The organism is Parabacteroides distasonis ATCC 8503, from assembly GCF_000012845.1.
Classification (GTDB): domain Bacteria; phylum Bacteroidota; class Bacteroidia; order Bacteroidales; family Tannerellaceae; genus Parabacteroides; species Parabacteroides distasonis.
Genome location: NC_009615.1, coordinates 413,524 through 438,440 on the forward strand (window position 1 = coordinate 413,524; position 24,917 = coordinate 438,440).

Annotated in this window: 13 protein-coding genes, 2 tRNA genes, 3 rRNA genes, 1 other RNA gene and 1 pseudogene; 15 read left to right on the plus strand and 5 right to left on the minus strand. The window is 46.8% G+C overall.

Annotated features, from left to right (window positions below):
• Positions 1-10: 10 nt before the first annotated feature.
• The 9 genes from BDI_RS01815 (at position 11) to ssrA (ending at position 11,562) form a co-directional block, all read left to right on the plus strand.
• Entirely contained in the window at positions 11-1,588 is a 1,578-nt protein-coding gene (locus BDI_RS01815; RefSeq protein ID WP_011965979.1) for a sulfatase family protein, read from the plus strand.
• 896 nt (positions 1,589-2,484) lie between these two features.
• A 16S ribosomal RNA gene (locus BDI_RS01820) occupies positions 2,485-4,009 on the plus strand.
• 149 nt (positions 4,010-4,158) lie between these two features.
• A tRNA-Ile gene (locus tag BDI_RS01825) sits at positions 4,159-4,232 on the plus strand.
• A 10-nt stretch (positions 4,233-4,242) separates the two neighbouring features.
• Positions 4,243-4,316: transfer RNA gene (locus BDI_RS01830), tRNA-Ala, on the plus strand.
• Positions 4,317-4,466: 150 nt separating this feature from the next.
• A 23S ribosomal RNA gene (locus BDI_RS01835) occupies positions 4,467-7,345 on the plus strand.
• An 84-nt stretch (positions 7,346-7,429) separates the two neighbouring features.
• Positions 7,430-7,540: ribosomal RNA gene (gene rrf, locus BDI_RS01840) — 5S ribosomal RNA — on the plus strand.
• The 16S, 23S and 5S rRNA genes sit together here with 2 tRNA genes alongside, the layout of an rRNA operon.
• A gap of 137 nt (positions 7,541-7,677) precedes the next feature.
• Entirely contained in the window at positions 7,678-8,559 is an 882-nt protein-coding gene (locus BDI_RS01845) for an alpha/beta hydrolase (RefSeq protein ID WP_005865072.1), read from the plus strand.
• A gap of 206 nt (positions 8,560-8,765) precedes the next feature.
• Entirely contained in the window at positions 8,766-11,078 is a 2,313-nt protein-coding gene (gene bglX / locus BDI_RS01850) for a beta-glucosidase BglX (protein WP_011965980.1), read from the plus strand.
• Between the two features lie 84 nt (positions 11,079-11,162).
• Positions 11,163-11,562, plus strand: a transfer-messenger RNA (tmRNA) gene (gene ssrA, locus BDI_RS20020).
• 40 nt (positions 11,563-11,602) lie between these two features.
• On the opposite strand, the gene BDI_RS01855 is transcribed toward ssrA, so the two are convergent.
• Positions 11,603-12,424 (minus strand): M23 family metallopeptidase, encoded by an 822-nt coding sequence (locus BDI_RS01855; RefSeq protein WP_008780862.1) that lies wholly within the window; start codon positions 12,422-12,424, stop codon positions 11,603-11,605.
• Positions 12,425-12,847: 423 nt separating this feature from the next.
• Between BDI_RS01855 and BDI_RS01860 the strand changes: the two genes are divergently transcribed.
• The 4 genes from BDI_RS01860 (at position 12,848) to BDI_RS01875 (ending at position 16,160) form a co-directional block, all read left to right on the plus strand.
• Entirely contained in the window at positions 12,848-13,150 is a 303-nt protein-coding gene (locus BDI_RS01860) for a helix-turn-helix transcriptional regulator (RefSeq protein ID WP_005865121.1), read from the plus strand.
• Positions 13,151-13,399: 249 nt separating this feature from the next.
• Positions 13,400-14,395: a TRAP transporter substrate-binding protein gene (locus BDI_RS01865; RefSeq protein WP_005855377.1), complete on the plus strand. Its 996-nt coding sequence runs from the start codon at positions 13,400-13,402 to the stop codon at positions 14,393-14,395.
• On the plus strand, positions 14,379-14,849 hold the full coding sequence (locus BDI_RS01870) for a TRAP transporter small permease (protein ID WP_009276244.1): 471 nt from the start codon (positions 14,379-14,381) through the stop codon (positions 14,847-14,849). Before BDI_RS01865 ends, BDI_RS01870 begins: the two co-directional genes overlap by 17 nt.
• 12 nt (positions 14,850-14,861) lie before the next feature.
• On the plus strand, positions 14,862-16,160 hold the full coding sequence (locus BDI_RS01875) for a TRAP transporter large permease (protein ID WP_011965982.1): 1,299 nt from the start codon (positions 14,862-14,864) through the stop codon (positions 16,158-16,160).
• Positions 16,161-16,338: 178 nt separating this feature from the next.
• Here the strand turns inward: BDI_RS01875 and uxuA are convergent, their stop codons facing one another.
• From uxuA to BDI_RS01895, 4 genes are all read right to left on the minus strand, one after another.
• On the minus strand, positions 16,339-17,517 hold the full coding sequence (gene uxuA / locus BDI_RS01880; RefSeq protein ID WP_005865129.1) for a mannonate dehydratase: 1,179 nt from the start codon (positions 17,515-17,517) through the stop codon (positions 16,339-16,341).
• 74 nt (positions 17,518-17,591) lie between these two features.
• Positions 17,592-18,404, minus strand: coding sequence for an SDR family oxidoreductase (locus BDI_RS01885; RefSeq protein WP_005855387.1), 813 nt, complete (start codon positions 18,402-18,404; stop codon positions 17,592-17,594).
• Positions 18,404-19,465, minus strand: a complete 1,062-nt coding sequence (locus tag BDI_RS01890; RefSeq protein ID WP_011965983.1) for a LacI family DNA-binding transcriptional regulator — start codon at positions 19,463-19,465, stop codon at positions 18,404-18,406. Before BDI_RS01890 ends, BDI_RS01885 begins: the two co-directional genes overlap by 1 nt.
• 34 nt (positions 19,466-19,499) lie before the next feature.
• Entirely contained in the window at positions 19,500-20,126 is a 627-nt protein-coding gene (locus tag BDI_RS01895) for a hypothetical protein (RefSeq protein WP_005855391.1), read from the minus strand.
• Between the two features lie 301 nt (positions 20,127-20,427).
• On the opposite strand from BDI_RS01895, the gene BDI_RS01900 reads away from it, so the two are divergent.
• Both BDI_RS01900 and BDI_RS01905 read left to right on the plus strand, forming a co-directional pair.
• On the plus strand, positions 20,428-21,639 hold the full coding sequence (locus tag BDI_RS01900; protein ID WP_009276246.1) for an efflux RND transporter periplasmic adaptor subunit: 1,212 nt from the start codon (positions 20,428-20,430) through the stop codon (positions 21,637-21,639).
• Positions 21,640-21,694: 55 nt separating this feature from the next.
• A pseudogene (locus BDI_RS01905) lies at positions 21,695-24,916 on the plus strand (efflux RND transporter permease subunit).
• Position 24,917: the final 1 nt, after the last annotated feature.

A 24,917-nucleotide genomic window follows, 5' to 3' on the forward strand; every position in this document is an offset into this window, starting at 1 on the left:
AGCGGAATACATGAAAACAAATAAACTATTCATTCTGACAGGTCTGGCGGCGATAGCCTCCACCTCCTGTAGCCAAAAAGAGAATACGTCCGGGCAGCCCGCCAAGCCCATGAATATCCTTTATATCATGACGGACGATCACTCCTTCCAAACCATCAGCGCCTACGACAAGCGATACATCCAAACCCCCAACATCGACCGCATCGCAAACGAGGGCGTACGTTTCACCAATAGCTTCGTAGCCAACTCCATCAGTGGCCCCAGCCGTGCCTGCATGCTGACCGGCAAGCACAGCCACAAGAACGGCTTCATCGATAACGCCCATACCTTCGACGGCTCGCAGCAGACCTTCCCGAAGCTATTGCGTAAAGCTGGTTACCAAACCGCCATGATCGGCAAATGGCACCTCACCTCCGATCCCACCGGTTTCGATTACTGGAACATCCTCGTAGGCCAAGGCGATTACTATAACCCCATCTTCATCGATAACGGCGAGAAGCGTCAGATCGAAGGGTACGCCACGAACATCACGACCGATCTGGCTCTTGATTGGCTGGACAATAAACGAGACAAGAGCAAGCCTTTCTGCCTCCTGCTGCACCATAAGGCTCCGCACCGTACTTGGATGCCCGATACCTGCGACCTGCGTCTTTACGACGATGTGACCTTCCCGCTGCCCGAGAACTTCTACGACGATTACGCCGGCCGCATCGCCGCCTCGGAGCAGGAGATGAGCATCATCAAGGATATGGATATCGTATACGACTTGAAAATGGCCGATAAGGAGAACGAGATCCATTCCTCCAACGCCGATCTGGAGAAGTACGGCCGTGAGCTTTATAACCGCATGAATCCGGACCAGAAAGCCGCTTGGGACGCCTATTACGATCCGATCATCCAAGACTTCAAGGCGAAGAAACGCACGGGTAAGGAGCTGGCCGAGTGGAAATACCAGCGTTATATGCACGATTACCTTCGGGTGATCCATTCCGTGGATCGGAACATCGGTATCGTGCTCGATTATCTGGAGAAGAACGATTTGCTGGATAACACGTTGATCGTCTACACCTCCGACCAAGGCTTCTACATGGGCGAGCATGGCTGGTTCGACAAGCGCTTCATGTATGAGGAATCCTTCCGCACCCCGTTGCTGATGCGTCTGCCGGGTGGCAAGAAGGGTGATATCCCGCAGCTCGTGCAGAATATTGATTACGCTCCCACTTTTTTGGAACTGGCCGGAGTCCCCATCCCAGCCGACATCCAAGGCGAGTCCTTGCTTCCCTTGCTGAAAGGCGAGCGGCCGGAGAACTGGCGTAACTCCCTTTACTATCATTACTACGAGTATCCCGCCGAGCATTCCGTGAAGCGTCATTACGGCGTACGTGACGATCGTTATAAATTGATCCATTTCTACAACGACATCGACGTATGGGAGCTTTACGACCTCCAAGAAGATCCCCACGAGATGAATAACCTTTACGGTAAGCCCAGTTACGAGGCAGTGACGAAACGCATGCGAGACGAGCTTTATAAGCTGCAAAAACAATATGATGACCCTGTGGGAATACGCTTCAATGTGTCGGACTGATGAGAGCGGACATTCGTGTTCTGTTATCAGATTTTTTAATTAGTTGTGGATTAAGGTGCATAAAGGACTTGGAACTTGGGGGATGAGAAGTTGAGTCTTTGCGCTTGATGACTTAGCTCTTTGCGCTCTTTGATTTAAGTCATTGGCTCGAAGGTATTAAGTCTATCGTATGGCTCTTCTTTGCTTATGCGTGTATCGAATTAAAAAATGACTATAGGCAGGTTTCAAGTTTCAAGGTTTCATGAAACCTTTTTCTTCACACACACGATGCGTACATTATATAGGTTTCAAATAAATCCCTTTATGTTTGTTATGCGGGATGGATAGCCTCGAAGAACTTGCGTAGCCACGACATGATGTTTTTACCCGAGGCGGACGGAGCGATCATGAGGAACTGTATTATATGTACTTGTGCGTGTGTGAGGAAAAGGGGTTCGTGAAACCTTGAAACTTGAAACCTATTTCCATGCCCATCCAGCTATTGTCAACATCAGTACAGATAAATATATGTGCCTTTATCGTGTGCGTACATTAAAAATAAGGATTGTTGAGCCATGAGAAAAAACTTGAAAAATAATACCGGAAAAGTTTGGAGGTTATGTTTTATAACACTACTTTTGCACCCGCATTCGAGAGAGAACGCCGGTACAAAATGATGAAACAAACTTTTAGAAAAAAAGTTCCGAAATAATTTGGAGGTTTAAAATAAAAGTCCTTATCTTTGCATCCACGTTCGCAAAACGAAAGCGACAAAAGAGTTCTTTGAGAGATTTACATAATTCAACAAGTAGTACAAGTATTAGGAAAATTAATTTTCCGGATCGATACCGTCAATAGAGTATGACTTTGGACTACAATAACGGATTCCGGAGCGAGGATATTAAGAAACAATTTAAACAACGAAGAGTTTGATCCTGGCTCAGGATGAACGCTAGCGACAGGCTTAACACATGCAAGTCGAGGGGCAGCACAGGTAGCAATACCGGGTGGCGACCGGCGCACGGGTGAGTAACGCGTATGCAACTTGCCTATCAGAGGGGGATAACCCGGCGAAAGTCGGACTAATACCGCATGAAGCAGGGATCCCGCATGGGAATATTTGCTAAAGATTCATCGCTGATAGATAGGCATGCGTTCCATTAGGCAGTTGGCGGGGTAACGGCCCACCAAACCGACGATGGATAGGGGTTCTGAGAGGAAGGTCCCCCACATTGGTACTGAGACACGGACCAAACTCCTACGGGAGGCAGCAGTGAGGAATATTGGTCAATGGCCGAGAGGCTGAACCAGCCAAGTCGCGTGAGGGATGAAGGTTCTATGGATCGTAAACCTCTTTTATAAGGGAATAAAGTGCGGGACGTGTCCCGTTTTGTATGTACCTTATGAATAAGGATCGGCTAACTCCGTGCCAGCAGCCGCGGTAATACGGAGGATCCGAGCGTTATCCGGATTTATTGGGTTTAAAGGGTGCGTAGGCGGCCTTTTAAGTCAGCGGTGAAAGTCTGTGGCTCAACCATAGAATTGCCGTTGAAACTGGGGGGCTTGAGTATGTTTGAGGCAGGCGGAATGCGTGGTGTAGCGGTGAAATGCATAGATATCACGCAGAACCCCGATTGCGAAGGCAGCCTGCCAAGCCATTACTGACGCTGATGCACGAAAGCGTGGGGATCAAACAGGATTAGATACCCTGGTAGTCCACGCAGTAAACGATGATCACTAGCTGTTTGCGATACACTGTAAGCGGCACAGCGAAAGCGTTAAGTGATCCACCTGGGGAGTACGCCGGCAACGGTGAAACTCAAAGGAATTGACGGGGGCCCGCACAAGCGGAGGAACATGTGGTTTAATTCGATGATACGCGAGGAACCTTACCCGGGTTTGAACGCATTCGGACCGAGGTGGAAACACCTTTTCTAGCAATAGCCGTTTGCGAGGTGCTGCATGGTTGTCGTCAGCTCGTGCCGTGAGGTGTCGGCTTAAGTGCCATAACGAGCGCAACCCTTGCCACTAGTTACTAACAGGTTAGGCTGAGGACTCTGGTGGGACTGCCAGCGTAAGCTGCGAGGAAGGCGGGGATGACGTCAAATCAGCACGGCCCTTACATCCGGGGCGACACACGTGTTACAATGGCGTGGACAAAGGGAGGCCACCTGGCGACAGGGAGCGAATCCCCAAACCACGTCTCAGTTCGGATCGGAGTCTGCAACCCGACTCCGTGAAGCTGGATTCGCTAGTAATCGCGCATCAGCCATGGCGCGGTGAATACGTTCCCGGGCCTTGTACACACCGCCCGTCAAGCCATGGGAGCCGGGGGTACCTGAAGTCCGTAACCGAAAGGATCGGCCTAGGGTAAAACTGGTGACTGGGGCTAAGTCGTAACAAGGTAGCCGTACCGGAAGGTGCGGCTGGAACACCTCCTTTCTGGAGCTTCAGGATTCCGTACCGAGGTCATACGAGGTATTGATCCCTTGTGCTGCTGTTGAGATTATGTTTATTATATAGATCAATGACCGGAAGGCCGGTCGGAGAGAAAAAGATGAAGCTGGGACGTAAGTCTTGGCAAAGTTGACAGTCCTATAGCTCAGTTGGTTAGAGCGCTACACTGATAATGTAGAGGTCGGCAGTTCAACTCTGCCTGGGACTACTCCGAATGAGGGGGATTAGCTCAGCTGGCTAGAGCATCTGCTTTGCACGCAGAGGGTCAACGGTTCGAATCCGTTATTCTCCACAGTTTATTGAGAGGGATAGGCATCAGCCAATCCCGTCCCGACGACAGTCGGGCTCAGTAAGAAGGATCTTTGACATGTTGGACATCAAAAAGAAGAAACAAGTAGAGCGAGCTTAAGATATATCAACCCGTGCGTCAAGTGCGAGGTGAGAGAAAGTAAGCAAGGGCAGACGGTGGATGCCTTGGCTCTCGGAGGCGACGAAGGACGTGATAAGCTGCGAAAAGCCCGGGGGAGGCGCAAATAGCCCTTGATCCCGGGATATCCGAATGGGGCAACCCGGCAGGCTGAAGGCCTGTCATCCCGTAAGGGAGGCGAACGTGGGGAACTGAAACATCTAAGTACCCATAGGAGGAGAAAATAAACAATGATTCCGTAAGTAGTGGCGAGCGAACACGGAAGAGCCCAAACCCATGTCGTCTAGGCGACACGGGGGTTGTAGGACCACGACGTGGCAAGATAGAGTCAAGTGGAACGCCTTGGAAAGGGCGACCGTAGAGGGTGATAGTCCCGTACACGACTGACGATTGAAGCCTAGTGGTATCCTGAGTAGCGCGGGGCACGAGAAATCTTGCGTGAAACAGCGGGGCCCATCCCGTAAGGCTAAATACTCCCGAGAGACCGATAGCGAACCAGTACCGTGAGGGAAAGGTGAAAAGAACCCCGAGCAGGGGAGTGAAATAGACCCTGAACCCGTCTGCCTACAAGCGGTCGGAGCGTCGTAATGACGTGACGGCGTGCCTTTTGCATAATGAACCTACGAGTTACCTTCCCCGGCAAGGTTAAGTACCTAAGGTACGGAGCCGAAGCGAAAGCGAGTCTGAACAGGGCGCCAAGTCGGGGGGGGTAGACGCGAAACCGAGTGATCTACCCTTGGCCAGGTTGAAGGTTGGGTAACACCAACTGGAGGACCGGATGGGTAAGCGTTGAAAAGCTTTCCAATGAGCTGAGGGTAGGGGTGAAAGGCTAATCAAACTCGGAGATAGCTCGTACTCCCCGAAATGCATTTAGGTGCAGCCTCTTTATAGTATATCGTGAGGTAGAGCGACTGATTGGATGCGAGGGCTTCACCGCCTATCAAGTCCAGATAAACTCCGAATGCGCGATATATATTTACAGGGAGTGAGGGCGCGGGTGCTAAGGTCCGTGTCCGAGAGGAGAAGAATCCAGACCACCGGCTAAGGCCCCCAAATGATCGTTAAGTTGAACTAACGAGGTCGGATCGCAGAGACAGCTAGGATGTTGGCTTGGAAGCAGCCATTCATTTAAAGAGTGCGTAACAGCTCACTAGTCGAGCGATCTGGCGTGGATAATAATCGGGCATAAACGATCTGCCGAAGCCGTGGATGTCGCAAGACATGGTAGGGGAGCATTCCATGCGGCGTCGAAGATGAGGGATGACCCTTGTTGGAGCGCATGGAAAAGCAAATGTAGGTATGAGTAACGATAAGGGGGGCGAGAAACCCCCCCGCCGAAAGACCAAGGTTTCCTGATCAACGCTAATCGGATCAGGGTGAGTCGGGACCTAAGGCAAAGCCGAACGGCGCCGCCGATGGAAGAATGGGTTAATATTCCCATACTGCCTCATGGAGTGACGTGGAGACGGAGAAGTGACAGTCCTGCCGGCTGACGGAATAGCCGGTTGAAGGGTGTAGATATTGATTCCCGTAGGCAAATCCGCGGGGAGAGTCGAACCTGAGAGTATACGGAGCGCTTGCGCAACGTAATATGGACGTAACCATGCTCCCGAGAAAATCCGCTAAACTTATCCATGCGGCACCCGTACCGTAAACGGACACACGTGGTCGGGTTGAGAATACTGAGGCGCTCGAGTGATTCACGGTTAAGGAACTAGGCAAATTGACCCTGTAACTTCGGGATAAAGGGTCCTCGTCGTAAGGCGAGGCGCAGAGAATAGGTCCAGGCAACTGTTTAACAAAAACACATGGCTGTGCTAAATGGAAACATGATGTATACAGCCTGACACCTGCCCGGTGCCGGAAGGTTAAGAGGAGATGTCATCCGCGAGGAGAAGCGTTGAATTGAAGCCCCGGTAAACGGCGGCCGTAACTATAACGGTCCTAAGGTAGCGAAATTCCTTGTCGGGTAAGTTCCGACCTGCACGAATGGTGTAATGATCTGGACACTGTCTCAACCGTGAGCTCGGTGAAATTGTAGTATCGGTGAAGATGCCGATTACCCGCGATGGGACGAAAAGACCCCGTGAACCTTTACTATAGCTTTACATTGAGTTTGGGCAGACGATGTGTAGGATAGGCCGGAGGCATTGAAGCAGGTACGCCAGTATTTGTGGAGCCGACGTTGAAATACGGCCCTTCGGTTGTTTGAGTTCTAACTCCTAGGCAGGAGGACACTGTATGGTGGGTAGTTTGACTGGGGTGGTCGCCTCCAAAAGCGTAACGGAGGCTTCTAAAGGTGCCCTCAGACCGATTGGTAACCGGTCGCAGAGTGTAATGGCATAAGGGCGCTTGACTGGGAGACATACAAGTCGATCAGGTAGGAAACTAGAGCATAGTGATCCGGTGGTTCCGCATGGAAGGGCCATCGCTCAAAGGATAAAAGGTACTCCGGGGATAACAGGCTGATCATTCCCAAGAGCTCATATCGACGGAATGGTTTGGCACCTCGATGTCGGCTCGTCACATCCTGGGGCTGGAGAAGGTCCCAAGGGTTGGGCTGTTCGCCCATTAAAGTGGCACGCGAGCTGGGTTCAGAACGTCGTGAGACAGTTCGGTCTCTATCTATCGTGGGCGCAGGAGATTTGCGAGGCTCTGACACTAGTACGAGAGGACCGTGTCGGACGTACCACTGGTTTACCGGTTGTCCCGCCAGGGGCACCGCCGGGTATCTAAGTACGGATCGGATAAGTGCTGAAAGCATCTAAGTACGAAGCCGGCCTCAAGATTAGATCTCCCTCAAGGGTGGTTATAGACGATGACCTTGATAGGCCACAGGTGTAAGGGCGGCGACGTCCGAGCCGAGTGGTACTAATAGCCCGGGACTTTCCTCACAGTGAAGGTTGATATATTTTAAGACGATAAGGCGAAGCGAGTCTCTTCGGATTGATGTCCGGTCAAAATCTTGATAATGATATTAAGGTGGCTATAGCACGAGGGATCCACCTCTTCCCATTCCGAACAGAGAAGTTAAGCCTCGTCACGCCGATGGTACTGCGTAACAGTGGAAGAGTAGGTAGCCGCCGTCTTGAGAAAGGCGAAAGCCGATGGAGAGGAGTCAGTCCGTAAGGGGTGACTCCTTTTTCTGTTTTTATTTATTCGATTCTGATTGGATAAATAAAATAAGATGTATATATTCGCTCCCTATAACTTAATAATGTGTTGTATGGTTAAGAAGTGGATATTCCCTTTATTGATTGGGGTTTGTTTAATCAATACGTCTATGGCACAAGAAAATCCGATTTTATTATTCCCAAAAGGGGCGCCGGGAGAAACTATTAAATTAATAGAGAAAGCTGATACGGACGGTGGAAAAACCGGTGGTGAGAGTGTTTTGCGTATTACGAATGTAAGTGAGCCAACGATTACTATATATCATGCTCCGGATGAAGTGGCCTCGGGTGCCGCTATGATTGTCTGTCCCGGTGGTGGTTACAATATTTTAGCTTATGATTTGGAAGGTGATGAAGTCTGTGAATGGCTTAATAATCTTGGAATAACTGCGGTCTTACTTAAATACCGGGTTCCAAGACGAGAAGGACTGGAAAAACACGAAGCTCCTTTGCAAGATGTACAGCGTGCGATTGGTTATGTTCGAGCGAACGCTGAGAACTTGAATATAGATCCAAAGCGGATCGGTGTGATGGGATTCTCGGCTGGTGGCCATTTGGCTGCCATGGTTAGCAATAATTTTTTGAAACGTACTTATCCGGCTATTGATGCTACGGATAAAGTAAGTTGTCGTCCGGATTATTGTTTATTGGTTTATCCTGCTTATTTAGATGGAGAGAACTTCCAATTGGCACCAGAGTTAAAGGTTTCATCTGCCACACCTCCAACCATGTTAATTCAAGCGGAAGATGATAAATCTTATATTAACAGTAGTATTTTCTATTATTATGCCTTAAAGGAAGCTGGTGTTCCGGCATGGATGCATTTATATAGTCAAGGTGGCCATGGATACGGGTTACGAGATACGGGAGCGTCTGTAAATGAATGGCCGGATCGGGCTGAAGATTGGTTTCGTGAGATCGGTCTAATCGAATAGAACTCCAGATATCTTTTCTGGAGACTTGCGGAGTAGATTCTAAAATCGATTGCGCAATTTATTTATTACTAGTTTATTATTGATGGTAAACGTAGTAAAAGCGTAGTCTAGGAAAGCGTGTTCTATAGCATATCGTATCTTTGAAGTAGTGAGTTTATTGCTGTTTTCTGTTATTCGGGCTTTTTTTGAAGTAAAAAAGCTAAGTTATGAAATTCCTTAAAAGTTCAGTTTTATTTATTTCAATGGCATGTATAGTGCCTGTTTGTTCGATAGCGAGAGAAAAAAGTGAGAGAATCACAAGAGCTGAGATTGAACAGAAAAGTGCGGATGAATTTATAAATGGTCTGATGAGTCGAATGACCGTTGATGAGAAAATTGGCCAATTGAATCTTCCTAGTTATGGAAACGTAATGCCAAATCCTAAAAAGAGTGAGATAGCCAGTCGTATTGTACGAGGAGAGGTTGGTGGTATATTTAATATATTCGGTGTCGATGCGATCCGGCAGTTACAAGAAGTCGCGGTTAAAGAAAGTCGGTTGGGGATTCCTATAATTGTTGGTGCTGATATTTGTAATGGTTATAAAACTGTTTTTCCCATTCCTCTAGGTCTTTCGTGTAGTTGGAAACCGGAGAATATAGAAGAGGTCGCTCGAATTTCCGCAAAGGAAGTTGGTGCTGATGGTATCTGTTGGACATATAGCCCGATGGTCGATATATCTCATGATGCCCGGTGGGGACGAGTAAAGGAAGGAGCGGGCGAGGATCCGTTTCTTGGAGGTATAATGGCTCAAGCATGGGTGCGTGGTTATCAAGGCAATGATTTATCGGCTGATACGACTCTTATGGCATGTGTAAAGCATTATGCGCTTTATGGAGCGGCCGAGGCTGGTCGGGATTATAATACGGTAGATATGAGCCGTGTGACTGCCATGAATTATTACATGCGTCCTTATCAGGCTGCTGTAGAAGCAGGAGTAGGAAGTATCATGACTTCATTCAACGAATTTGAAAGTATCCCCGCGACCGGAAATACTTGGCTTCTTAATGACGTGTTGCGTAAACAATGGGGATTTAACGGCTTTGTCGTGTCTGATTTTACGGCAATAGCGGAGATGGTAAACCATGGAATAGGTAATAGTCAGGAAGTCGGAGTCAAGGCGCTAAAGGCGGGTGTCGATATGGATATGATAGCGGACTGTTATCATGCCGTATTAAAGAAATCATTGGAAGAAGGGAAAATAACAGAGGCTAAGATTGACTCTGCTTGCCGGAGAATACTAATCGCAAAATACCAATTGGGATTGTTCCATGATCCATATAAATATTGTAATCCGAAAAGAGCCGCCAAAGAGTTCTTGTCGGTAAATAACGTATCTGCGGCCCGTCGTATTGCGGCGGAGTCTTTCGTGTTACTTAAAAATGATAATAATCTGCTTCCACTTAAAGGATGTCGTAAGGTCGCTGTGGTCGGTCCTTTAGCGGATAGCAAGGCGAATATGGCTGGATCGTGGAAATATGATGAGCAGACTAAATCTTATCATGGATTGGTAGAGGATTTACAGGAATCTTTGGGAAATGGAGTAGAGGTTGTTTTTGCAAAAGGCAGCAATCTAGTCGATGATTCCGTCTATGAAGCAAACTTTACGGATCAAAATCGTTCAACCCGGGATGATAGAAGCGATGAACAATTAATCGCCGAGGCCCTAAAAGTGGCGGAAGGCGCTGATGTGATTATCGCTGCTTTGGGTGAATCGATAGATATGAGTGGAGAAGGCGCTAGTAGAGCCATCCTTGAAATGCCGCAAACGCAGAAAAAATTACTGGATGCTATCCAAAAGACAGGAAAGCCGATCGTAATGGTACTTTTTACCGGAAGACCTTTGGCATTACAATCCGAGGAAAAGCAGGTGAATGCGATCTTGAACGTATGGTTCGGTGGTACGGAAGCAGGAGCGGCTATTGCCGATGTCTTGACCGGAAAGGTTTCTCCGACGGGGAAGTTAACCATGTCTTTTCCTCGTGTAACAGGCCAATGTCCGATCTATTACAATCATAAGATGACAGGACGTCCTATGTCTCCCGATGCTTGGTACACTCGTTATGTCTCCAATTATATAGATGTGTTGAATGAGCCTCTTTATCCATTTGGTTACGGTTTGAGTTATACGACTTATACGTATGGCGATGTATCTTTGAATACGAATTCTATGGATGCAAATGGAAAAATTCAAGCATCCGTGATTGTTACCAATACCGGGGCTCAGGATGGAGAGGAAATCGTACAGCTTTATTTACGTGATATCGTACGCAGCATAACCCCTCCGGTCCAAGAATTGAAAGGATTCAAGCGAGTTGCGTTAAAAGCGGGAGAAAGCAAGAAAGTAACCTTTGATATTGATGTGGATATGTTGAAATTCTACGATTCAACCTTAGATTATGTCGCTGAGCCGGGTGAGTTTCAGGTAATGATCGGTGGAAATAGTAAAGAGGTGAAAACAGCTTCGTTTACATTAAAATAATCCTAATCGTAAGGAATCAGTTATGGGGCTTTGCTAAATTCGAAATTATATGTATCTTTGCCAAAAGAAATATTACAAAACCATGGGGATGACCGGTTTTGACAGCGGGTAGAAGTGGTTTGTAAGCATGTAGTGCGTGGTTGGCTTGCACTTAAATCTCAGACAACGAACAATTAACTGGCGAAAATAATTACGCTCTCGCTGCTTAATCGAAGTATAGTAGATTCAAGCTTAATCCCTGCAAAAGTTGCGGGGACGTGACATCACCCGGATGCTGTGGCTCCGAAGCGTTCCGATCAGGTGGTGCAGCAATATCGGAGATAGTTTGAGATAAGCCTCGGGTCTCAGGCGAAACTTTAGAGGATAAGGGATGAGTGGGTGGCTTCGGTCTTGCTCTTCCCCGACAATGAAGGCGAAGATAAACATGTAGAAAGCAAATTAATTCCTCGTTTGGACGAGAGTTCGAATCTCTCCATCTCCACGGAATGAAAAAAGGTCTTACGGATTGTCCGTAAGACCTTTTTTCATTCATTGTAAACCCATTTATAAGGAGGTGGCGGTACGTATGGACCAGCCTTTTGATGGGGTAATATATCAACCGATTTGACGATTACGTTATTACCTTTCTGGGTACAAACCAGACATTTTGAACGTAATTTCCTTTTAGCCATGTTGAAGACGATATTCGGATTGAAATGAACTCCGTTTATACGAGTCTCAAAATGTAAATGCTCGGTAGTAGCCCTGCCGGTACGTCCGGTTAAGGCGATCGGTTGTCCGGCGAGAACACGATCTCCGGGTTTAACCAAGTTCTTGGAGTTGTGGCTATAGATCGTTTCCAGCCCATTATAATGGCGGACAACGATAACGTTGCCATAGGCGGCGAATGGTTTCGCCATTCTGACAATACCATCGAAAGCAGACACGATCGTATCGTTGGCACAAGTCTTGATATCTACTCCGGAATGATGTCTTCTCCTTCCCCCGTAAGGAGAGATCACGTTTCCATTAGGAAGGGGAAATGCGTATTCCCCGGCGGGGATCAAGGATAAATCAATAATTTCCGTGTTATTCTCATCGAATAGCTTGGGGTCCTTGATCGCTATCTGGCTTTTATCACGGGGCGTAAAGGCTTCCGTGATATCTTTTCTAGGAGAATGGCAAACCGCTAGCTCCGGAGCTTCCGGCAACATGAAATTGAAATCCATGACAGGAAGAGGAATATTCGCCGTAGGGAAATCCATAGTCTTGGGAGGGGCCGGGCGTGGAGCAGGCTTTTGCGTACGGCAAGACGCAAATAAAATTAGCGTAAGAATGAGTATTCCATTGTGTATTTTAGATGCCATTAGATATTGTTTTACCACAAAAGTATAAAAAAGCCTCTTTCAATGACCTATATTTCCGATATGTTTATACTTCTTTTTATTCTTTGTGTTTTTTCTGATAGTTGAATTTGCCTACCTTTGTAAAGGTAAAATGGAGATATTATACGATGATTGAGGGGACTAGTTTGTCTCTTTGGTCAGGGAGGATGACGATATTGTATTTGCTGGTATTTCTCTAAACTGAAAACGACCAATTTAAAGTACACAGAGAAATAGACAATGCGAATACACCTGTATTAGGTGTGTTCCTTTGCCTTATTTCTGTTGTGTACAAGGCATTTGGTCGTGCCGCAGTTTGACGGGTTTAAGGTAAAGTGTAACACACCTTTTCTCAGATGTGGGTTTATTTATGAGATAAGATTACCTTAAAAACGGCTTTTGTATATGAAAGAACAAAAGGAGATACATATCGGTTCGTTAATAAAAGAGAAAATGGAAGAGCGGGGACTTTCGGTTTCCGATTTTGCCCATGCGCTTCATTATGAACGTACCAATATTTATAAGATATTTAAGCGAAGCAGTATTGATGTTGATTTGTTACTGCGTATATCGGAAGTCTTAGCCTATGATTTCTTGCGGGAGGTGTATTTAGCGGACGAACCCCGGCGATATTCAATCACTATAGAAGCGGACAAGGAAGATATAGAGGAGATCCGTAAATGGCTGTTAGAGAAAAGGCGTGAATAAGTTTCACGCTTTCGTGAAATAAGATCACGGTCGATATAAGACCGATCTCTTTGATTGTTTCTACATTTGACCGTCTCGATGTTTCATCATAACATTAGAGAAATAGGTTAAATCAAGGCCGTGCTCTTCTTGTTCCGTATGTGAATATAGGCAGGAAGAAAGCGGCCACTTTTTTCTTCTGTGTACGTGCACAATTCGATTATTTCCTTTATATTTGTCGATAAACAACGAATTGTTAACATTTCTAATATGAAAGTTCTAAAGACCGCCCTGCTATTCCTGATGTGCGTATCTTTCTCCTTCTCCTGTAAGGAAGGGGTAAAGGAAGTAAGGGTGCTGAAACTGGCGCACGGATTGCCCCCCAGCCATTCCGTCCATTTGGGATTGCTCTATATGAACGAGCGTCTGAAAGAGTTGTCCGGAGGAAAGATGAGCATGGACATTTATTCTTCCGCTCAATTGGGGTCTGAAAATCAATGTATAGAGTTGCTTCAAATAGGAAGTCTCGATATCACGAAAGTTTCCTCCGCCGCATTGGAAGGATTTGCCGATCCGTTTAAGGTATTTGGCATACCTTATCTATTCCGTTCCCGTGAGCAGTTTTTCGAGGTGTTGGATGGTTCGGTAGGTAAACAGATATTGGGATCAACGGAACCTTATTGGTTTAGGGGACTCGCTTATTTTGACTCGGGGGCCCGTAGCTTTTATACGGTAAACAAGCAGATTCGTACTCCCGAGGATCTGAAAGGACTGAAGATCCGTGTGCAAAAGAGCCCGATAGCCGTGGAGATGATGAAGACATTCGGAGGTTCGGCTACTCCCGTGGATTGGGGTGAATTGTATACGGCCTTACAAAGTAATGTCGTGGATGGAGCCGAGAATAATACGCCTTCCGTGACAACAGCGTTCCATCATGAGGTGGTAAAATACTATTCAGTCAATGAGCACACGATGTGTCCGGACGTGATCATCATTAGTTTGGCTACTTGGCAGAAGCTGACGGAACAAGAACGTAATTGGCTGCGGCAGGCCGCTGACGCCGCCGCTATTTATCAACGGAAACTTTGGGCGGAGCAAGAGAAGCAATCGCTAGAGGAGATGGAAGCGCACGGAGTGGAAATTATTTACCCGGATAAGCAGCCGTTTATGGATGCCGCCGCCCCGATGATCGAGCGGTTTAAGAATGATCCGGTTTTTCATGATTTAATCGATCAAATACAGAATACCCATGAGAAAGATAATTGATAAAGGATTGGAGCTATCGTTGATTTTCTTGATGGCTTTCTTGGTCGTGGATGTGTTATGGCAGGTATTAAGCCGGTATATTCTGGTTTCCCCGAGTTCCGTGACAGATGAATTGGCCGGATATTTATTGATCTGGGTGGGATTGCTGGGGGCCGCTTATGTATCCGGTAAAAATGAGCATCTAGCGATCGATTTATTACTTCAACATATACGTCCTTCCCGCAGGAAGCTCTTGCGATTGTTTATCTTCTTGATCGTATTTTTATTCGCTGTATTTGTATTGATCGTAGGTGGGACTTGGCTGGTATACACTCGTTTTCATTTGGGAGTTACTTCGGCTTCCTTAGAGATTAATTTAGGATATGTGTATTTGGCATTGCCGCTAGGAGGATTGCTTACCGCTTATTATGCGGTAGATAACGCGATCACCTTATTTCGTTCCTCTAATTCTTAAAAGACTGATGATATGGATATTATAGGTATACTCGTATTAGTGATAAGTTTCTTTTTCCTGCTGGTGGTCGGGGTTCCGGTAGCGTATAGCATCGGCGTGGCGGGTATATTGACGATGCTCGTGAATATAGACTCGCTTCCCGCCCTTACGACTTATGCGATGCGTATGGCTTCGGGTCTGGACAGTTTCGCTCTGCTGGCGATCCCGTTTTTTATATTGGCGGGGAATATTATGAATAGCGGAGGTATCGCCTTGCGCTTGATCGATTTCGCCAAGGTGCTGGTCGGACGGTTACCCGGAGGACTGGCGGTAGTCAATGTCGTGGCGAATATGTTATTCGGGGCGATCAGTGGCTCTGCCGCCGCCGCTGCCTCTGCTATCGGGAGTATTATGACACCGGAGATGAAAAAGGCCGGTTACGATCCGAATTTCAGTGCCGCCGTAAATATCTCTTCCGCCACTACCGGCATGACGATACCTCCGAGTAATGTCTTGATCGTTTACTCCTTGGCGAGTGGTGGAGTCTCTGTATCCGCCTTGTTTATGGCTGGTTATCTACCGGGAATTCTTACGGGAGTGGCGATCATGATCGTAGCCGCTATGTTTGCCGCACGAAAGGGGTATCCGGTTGGCGTACGTGTTCCGTTCTCGGAGGCGACAAGGGTATTTTTCAGGGCGATCCCTAGTTTGATGCTATTGATGATCGTGATCGGAGGAATCTTGGCGGGACTGTTTACGGCTACCGAGGCTTCGGCGATCGCTGTACTGTATGCGTTAATCCTCTCTTTTATCTATAAAGAACTTACTTGGGCTAAATTGCCGCAAGTGTTATTGCGATCAGCCAAGACTACGGCTATCGTCCTTCTTTTGGTGGCGACCTGTACGGGTTTATCTTGGATCATGAGTTATGAGAATATTCCTCAGACGGTAAGTGCCGCTTTGCTAAGTATAAGCGACAATCCGGTGGTCATCTTGATACTTATCAACGTGATCCTATTGATTGTCGGGATCTTTATGGACATGACGCCCGCTGTATTGATCTTTACCCCGATCTTCCTGCCGATAGCGACGGGGCAATTAGGGATGGACCCGGTACATTTCGGGATCATGATGGTGTTGAACCTTTGTGTGGGATTGTGTACGCCACCGGTGGGTTCGGTATTGTTTATCGGATGTAGCGTGGCGGGGACAAAGATCGATCAGGTGATCCGCCCGTTGCTGCCGATGTTCGCGGCGATGGTTATCGTCTTGTTCTTGGTGGCGTTCTTGCCGGATTTAAGCTTATTGATTCCCCGGTTGTTCGGTTTGTGATGTTCCCCCATAGGGTCGAGGTAGCCTTGTGCTATAAATAGGGCAGTACTCTGTACGAAGTATTCCAGTACTTACGTGCTGAGTACCGCAATACTTCGTGCAGAGTACTGTAGTACTTCAGTCACAGTACTGCGGTACTTCGTACACAGTACTGCGCTAACTGTAAGACGCTATCTTTTTAATGTCCTTTGAACAGGGATAAGGCGATACCCATCTCCAATCCCCGTAGCTCGGCCAGACCCCGTAAACGTCCGATGCAGGAGTAGCCCGGGTTGGTTTTCTTCTTTAGGTCGTCTATCATTTGATGTCCATGATCCGGTCGCATGGCGATGGAGCATTGGCGGCGTTGCTGCAATTCAAGGAAGGCTTTCATGACACCATACATGTCCACATCGCCCTCCAGATGGTTCGCCTCGAAAAAATTACCCTCCGAGTCTCGTTGCGTGCTGCGGAAATGAACGAAATCGATCCGATCCCCGTAACGTTCCATGATCCCGGCCAAGTCGTTATCACTTCTGACACCGAAAGAACCTGTGCATAGGCAAAGCCCGTTGCTAGGATTCGGCACGGCCTCTATTAACTTCCGGAAATCATCTTCCGTGCTCAAGATACGGGGAAGCCCGAGAATGGAATAGGGGGGATCATCCGGATGGATAACGAGCTTGACACCGGCCTCGTCCGCCACGGGAGCTATTTCCCGTAAGAAATAGATCAGGTTCGAGCGAAGTCTCTCCGCGTCGATATCTTTATAACGGTCTAACGCTTCCCTAAACTGCTCGATCGTAAAAGTCTCTTCCGAGCCGGGTAGTCCGGCGATCATATTGCGAACCAACAGCTGGCGGTCTTCCTCGCTCATAGCGTCATAGCGTGCCTTGGCTTTCGCCTTGTCCGCCTCCGTATATTCGGCTTCCGCCGCCGGTCGTTTCAATATGAATAAGTCGAACGCCATAAAAGCCGCGCGTTCAAAGCGCAAGGCTTTGGAGCCATCCGGCATCGTATAAGCCAAATCGGTACGAGTCCAGTCCAATACCGGCATGAAGTTGTAAGTAACTACCCGGATATCGCAAGCTCCCAGATTACGGATGCTTTGTTTGTAGTTCTCTATATAGGTTTGAAAATCCCCGGTTTGCGTCTTGATATGCTCGTGTACGGGCACACTCTCAACCACACTCCACCGTAATCCGGCGGATTCGATCAAGGCTTTCCGCTTTTGAATCTCTTCCGTAGTCCAAACTTCCCCGTTCGGGATATGGTGCAACGCATTTACGATACCGGTGGCACCCGCCTGACGGATGTCCCAAAGGCTGACAGGATCATTCGGTCCGTACCAACGCCAAGTTTGCTCACATAGATACATAATGAATAATTTTTAAATTTATCAATGTGCCAATATGCCAATGCGGTTTGATGCATGGCTGGTTGGCACATTATTTAGATGGAGAAAGCGTCGAAACCTCCGTCTATGGGGATCACGGTACCGGTTACGAATGCGGAGGCGTCGCTCGCCAGCCATTGTAAAGTACCGAGTAACTCCTCCGGTTTTCCTAAGCGGCGGAACGGCGTGTGTGCGACGATCGTGTTGCAACGATCACTAGGTGATCCATCCGGATTGCTCATCAATGCCCGGTTCTGCTCGGTAAGGAAGAATCCCGGTGCCATGGCGTTCACTCGCAGGCCCTCTCCGAATTTAATCGCCAGCTCCCCGGCCATGTATTGCGTGAAATTGTTGATAGCGGCTTTTGCGCATCCATAGCCAACCACACGAGTCAATGGGCGTAGGGATGATTCGGACGAGATGTTAATAATGCTTCCTTTCCCTTGTCCCACCATGACCTCGGCGAAAACCATTGTCGGCAGTACGGTCCCGAATAAGTTCAGGTCTACGACTGTCCGGAAAGCATCGATATCCAGATCAAAGATCGTCTTGTCGGGAGGAATCGTCGCTCCGGCTTGGTTGCCACCCGCCAAATTGACTAAAACATCAATCTTCCCATATGCTTTCAATATCTCTTGTTTGTTTTGCTCCAGCAAGGCTTTATCCAATACGTTTGAAACCAAGAATAAGGCCTCGCCCCCTTCCGCTTTAATTTCATTGACCAAGGCAGATCCTTTTTGCTCGTTTCGTCCGAGGATTACGACGTACGCGCCTTCTCTCGCCAAGTGCTTGGCCATGCAGGCTCCTAATATACCATAGCCTCCGGTCAACAAAATCACTTTCTCTTTTACGCTAAATAAGGAGTTCATCAGATATAATTATTGTAGTATTGTATATTTTCCTTTACCAAGATATCGATCGGCATATAATTGACAGGCTCAATTTTCTCCTTAAGGATCAGATGCCTGAAGAGTGCCTTGATACAATGATATCCTTGTACCTCCGGTCGTTGGGCGATCAAATGCGTGATCAAGCCGTTTTCCAGATAACGGACGTTCGGTTCTATCACGTCGTAGCCAAGAAGCTTGAAAGGATAGTCCGGCCGTTCGCTACTTAGATAATCTCCAAGGAAATGGGCCCTCGAATTAAAGATGATACCGATTCTTACTTGAGGATATTTCTCGAAGAAAGTATTCAGTAGCCTCTTATTCTCCTCCTTATCATCCGCGTGCACATGCAGCAAATGAATCTTTCCCTTGAATGGGGTGTTGGCGAGATAATCCCGGAATCCTTCCTCTCGTTTCTGCACTTGCGTAGAACATGAATCCCCTTTACGGGTGAAACGGAAAATCACTAGATCGTCCCCTTGACGGATTTGCTCGAATAAAAGGCGTCCCGCTATATAACCCGAATCATATGAATGCGTTCCGTAATAAGAGATACAATTCGTGTGATCGATAAAAGAATCGATCAATATATAAGGAATACCTTTCTGGTCTAGCCGCTGGGTCAAGGTCAAGACACTTTGCTTGAATAATGTAGCGATGATAACCCCTTGGCAATCCGCGGTCTCAATCTTCGGGATTAATTCGTCGAAACTGTTGCTGTCGTATTGGTCAAAATAGATTTGCTCGACATCGATATTATAGCTAAACAATTCCCGTTTTGCTTTCTCGATCCCTTGGCTTAGTTTCGCCCAGTATTCCCCTTCATGGAAAGAAGGGATCAAGGCGATGAAATGATATTTTTTCTTCAACGCTAAAGAACGGGCTATCAGATTTGGTTGATAGTCAATTTCTTTTAAGATTTTCTCCACCTTTTTCCGTGCGTCCTCCGATACCTTTCCCCGCTCATGTAAAATGCGGTCTACCGTACCGGTCGATACGCCGGATAATTCGGCGATATCTTTTATCCTGTAATTTTTATTCATGGTATAGATTGTAGTGTGTATTCGTCCTCTCTGTTTATTCGAGTATTTGAAGAGGTGTGTTCAATTTACGGAAAACGTAGCCATACATCATATAGATAAGAGGAACGGCGACGAAAATTCCGATACCGAACAAAATACATCCTAATATCAGGATCCCGATCATTACCAACGCCAGAATGAACAGAGGCAATGCTTGTCCTTTCGTTATCTCCCAGCTTTTATGCAAAGACTCGATAATTCCAGCGTTTTCCTCGATAATAAAGGCTTGGAAGAACTGAAGGCGCAATGCCAGATAAATACCGGGGATGATAAAAAATAAGAAACCCGCCAATACGACAAATCCCGTGATAAGACTCGCTAGAAAGTAGGTGATGATATTCTTTGTCTGTTGTCCATATGCGGAAAACTGAGGTTCTTCCCCATCCAACGCCTGAAATATATTTTTCATATATCCTAAGGAGAAAATAATGGAGAATAACGCGCTGATCACGTTTACGATGATTTTACCGATAATAGAACTTTGCATGGGCATCGCGAACGCTGTCAGCGTGAAAGACAAGATACAATATCCGATTAATAATCCGGCTAATATCCATAGTTGCGACTTCGTTCCCTTCCATGCGGTACTGAATACTTCTGATATTATAAATTTAGGTTCCATAATGTATAATATTTGTTTATTGTGTGTGGACACAAATGTAAAATATATTGTTGAAAAAAACAATTTTATTTTCGTTTGAAACCAAAATAGATGTATTTCAACAGGTGCTTCCTTCTAAGTGCTATTAATTTAGGTGAAAAAGATAAGTAGGAAACAGAAAATCGTGTAAAAAGTTTCTACATTTGTAGGATGAAACAGCGAGTAAAGACCCTATTGTGTGAATAGATGTAAAAGATCTCCACTTGGGTTAGAAAGAGAAGGTAACTGAAAAACAGCCTTGAATATATAATTATATACAAATATGGATAAACGAATGCTGAAAATTACGATTACTCAGTTAAGGCAGATCGCATTGTTTGCGGTTGGTATGTCTTTATTAACTGCCTGTGGAAACAGTCAGAGTGGTATGAAATTAGGGGATGCTGAGTTCGCTGTGATGGCGGTCAATTCAACGACTAGCGACCAAACAACATCCTATCCGGCTACCATCAAAGGTACGCAGGATATCGAAGTCCGTCCTCAAGTTTCTGGATTTATCGTGAAATTATGTGTGGATGAGGGAGCTACGGTTCGTAAAGGACAGGCGTTGTTCCAAATTGATCCTACGCAGTACGCTGCTGCGGTAGGTCAGGCTAAGGCCGCGGTCGAGATGGCGAAGGCAAACGTAAGCACTTTAACATTGACCGAGAGGAATAAGAAGACTTTGTTTGATCAGAAAATCATCAGTGATTTCGAGTATCAAACAGCCGTGAACCAGCTGATGTCGGCAAAAGCGAGCTTGGCGCAGGCAGAGGCTCAATTGGTGAGCGCTAACCAGAACTTATCTTTCTGTACGGTTACAAGTCCCTCGAACGGTGTTGTCGGTACATTCCCGTATCGTGTAGGTAGCTTGGTAAGCGCTTCGATCGCTCAACCGCTGACTACCGTATCTGAGATCGGTGATATGTATGTGTATTTCTCTATGACGGAAAAGGAGTTATTGGCATTGACGAAAGCCGGTGGTACCTTGAAAGAGCAATTAGAGAAGATGCCGGCCGTAAGACTGCAATTGGCGGATGGCTCTACGTACCATCATGAGGGTAAGATTGATGCCGTGAGCGGTGTTATCGATCAATCTACCGGTTCTGTAAGCATGCGTGCTATTTTCTCTAACGAGGGAAATGTCTTACGAAGCGGTGGTACTGGTAATATTATCTTCCCGTATACGATGAACGATATCATTACGATCCCTCAATCGGCTACCGTGGAGATCCAGGATAAGAAGTTCGTATTTGTATTGCAGTCTGATAATACGGTGAAGAATACGGAGATCAAGGTTTCCAATTTGGATGATGGTAAGAACTATTTAGTAACAAATGGCTTGAAGTCTGGCGATAAGATTGTCGTGGAAGGCGTACAGATCTTGAAAGACGGTCAAGAGATCCAGCCGATTACTCGTGAGCAACAAAAAGCAAAGTACGATCAGGCCTTGAAAGACCAGCATGACGGTAATTTGCAGACCGCTTTTAATTAATATGTAATCATAGAATAAGACAAATATTCGCTTTTGTCGAGTAAAAACGAAAAACATGAAATTAGATAGATTTATAAACCGCCCGGTGCTCTCCACGGTGATTTCCATCTTGATTGTCATCTTGGGTTTCCTAGGCTTGATTTCCTTGCCGGTTACCCAATATCCGGATATCGCCCCTCCAACCGTATCGGTGAGAGCCACTTATACGGGTGCTAACGCGCAAACCGTATTGAATAGTGTGATTGCGCCTTTGGAGGACCAGATCAATGGTGTTGAGAACATGATGTACATGAGTTCTACCGCCTCGAATAACGGTTCCGCGGAAATTTCCATTTATTTTACGCAGGGAACAGACCCGGATATGGCGGCTGTAAACGTGCAGAACCGTGTGTCTATGGCTCAAGGTTTGTTGCCTGCCGAGGTAACGCAGATTGGTGTGACTACCCAGAAACGCTAGAACTCTATGTTGTTGGTATTTTCTGTATTTGCCGAGGACGATCGTTATGACTCTGAGTTTTTGGAGAATTACGCGAAGATTAACTTGATTCCGGAAGTGCAGCGTGTACATGGTGTAGGTGACGCGAACGTGTTGGGTACGGATTACTCCATGCGTATTTGGTTGAAGCCGGATGTGATGGCTCAATATAAATTAAGTCCGAGCGATGTGACCGTAGCTTTGTCTGAACAAAACGTAGAGGCGGCTCCGGGTTCGTTTGGCGAAAGGGGTAATCAGTCCTTTCAATATACGATTCGCTACAAAGGACGTTTGCAAGAGGTTAATGAGTTTGAGCAGATTGTTGTAAAGGCTTTGCCGGATGGTGAGGTCTTGCGTTTGAAAGATATCGCTGATATCGAGTTGGGGCGTTTGACTTACAACTTTATCAACCGTGTAAATGGTCACGACGCCGTTACCTGTATCGTTTACCAGATGCCGGGAACCAACGCTACGGAAACAATTAGTAACATTGAAACCTTGCTGGAGGAAACTCAGTTGACAATGCCTCCCGGAATGAAGGTGAATATTTCCATGAATGCCAATGACTTCTTGTTCGCTTCTATCCATGAGGTAATCAAGACTTTGTTGGAGGCGTTCGTATTGGTGTTTATCGTGGTATATGTGTTCTTGCAGGATTTGCGTTCTACGTTGATTCCGGCTATCGCTATTCCGGTTGCCTTGATCGGTACCTTCTTTATGTTATCCTTGATCGGATTTAGTATCAACTTGTTGACTCTTTGTGCTATGGTGCTTGCCATCGCGATTGTGGTCGATGATGCGATCGTCGTCGTCGAGGGTGTCCATGCCAAGTTGGACCAAGGGTACAAGTCGGCGAAACTCGCTTCTATCGATGCCATGAGTGAGTTGGGTGGCGCTATCGTCTCCATTACGTTGGTCATGATGTCCGTGTTTATTCCCGTAAGTTTCATGGGAGGTACGGCCGGTACGTTCTATCGCCAGTTTGGTCTGACGATGGCGATCGCTATTGGTTTGTCCGCTTTGAACGCCTTGACATTGAGTCCCGCCTTGTGTGCGATATTCCTGAAACCACACGATACGGAACATAAGGAAAAGAAAACGACCTTCGTTTCCCGATTCCATACTTCGTTTAATGCGGCTTATGATTCTTTGTTGGCTAAATACAAGAAAAGTATCGTATTCTTCATCCAGAAGAAATGGCTTTCATTCGGTATTGTTGCCGCATGTATTGCGTTATTGGTGTTCTTGATGCAGGTTACTCCTACGGGTATGGTGCCGAACGAGGACACGGGTACGATTATGGGTGCCGTTACGTTACCCCCGGGAACTTCTCAGGAGCGTACCTTTGAGGTAATGAATAAGGTGGATAGCTTGATCGCTGCCGATCCGGCCGTTGAGTCTCGTACGGCGGTTGTCGGTTTTAGTTTCATCGGTGGTCAGGGGCCTTCTTACGGTTCATTCATCATCAAGCTGAAAGATTGGGAGGAGCGTTCTATGATGCAAAATTCCGATATCGTATATGGTAGCTTGTTCATGCGTGCCCAAAAGATCGTAAAGGACGCTCAAGTATTGTTCTTTACGCCTCCTATGATCCCCGGTTACTCAGCGTCTAGTGATATCGAGTTGAATATGCAGGATAAGACCGGTGGTGAGTTGGATCGTTTCTTTGATATCTCCAAGGAATATATGGCCGCTCTGACGGCACGTCCGGAGATCAAGTCCGCTCAATCTACGTTTAACCCGAACTTCCCGCAATATGAGATCGATATCGACGCTGCCGCCTGTAAGAAAGCCGGTATTAGTCCAGCTGATATCTTGTCTACCTTGCAAGGATATTATGGCGGTTTGTATGCCTCTAACTTTAACCGCTTCGGTAAGATGTACCGTGTAATGGTGCAGGCGGATCCTGATTTGCGTAAGAATATGGAATCTTTGAAAAACATCAAGGTAAAGAGTGGTAACGATATGGCTCCGATTTCCCAGTTCATTACGATGAAGAAGGTGTACGGCCCGGATATCATCAGTCGTTTCAATATGTACACTTCTATCAAGGTGATGGTTGCTCCGGCGGATGGTTATACCAGTGGTCAGGCGTTGAAGGCGATTGACGAGGTGGCTAAGGTAACGCTTCCGGCAGGCTTTGGTTATGAGTTAGGAGGTATGGCGCGTGAGGAAGCAAGTACGAGTGGTAGTACGACGGCTTTGATCTTCTTGCTGTGTTTCGTATTCGTTTACTTGCTGTTGAGTGCGCAGTATGAGAGTTACATCCTTCCTTTGTCCGTATTGCTCTCCGTGCCGTTCGGTTTGATGGGTAGCTTCTTGTTCGTCCAAGGTTGGGCCGCTTTGGGAAATATCCCGGCGTTGAAGATGATCGTAGGAACCATGTCTAACAATATCTATATGCAGATCGCCTTGATCATGTTGGTAGGTTTGTTGGCGAAGAACGCTATCTTGATCGTAGAGTTCGCTTTGGAACGTCGTCGTATGGGTATGAGTATCACATGGGCTGCCGTGTTAGGAGCCGCCGCCCGTTTGCGTCCGATCTTGATGACCTCATTGGCGATGGTGGTCGGATTGTTGCCTATGATGTTCGCATTCGGAGTAGGAGCGCACGGTAACCGTACATTGGGTACAGCGGCTATCGGCGGTATGTTCATCGGTATGATCTTCCAGATCTTTATTGTTCCGGTTTTGTTCGTGGTATTCCAGTACTTACAGGAGAAATTCAAGCCGATCGAATGGGAAGATTTGGATAACAGCGATATGAGTACGGAAATAGAACAGTACGCTAAAATAAAATAAG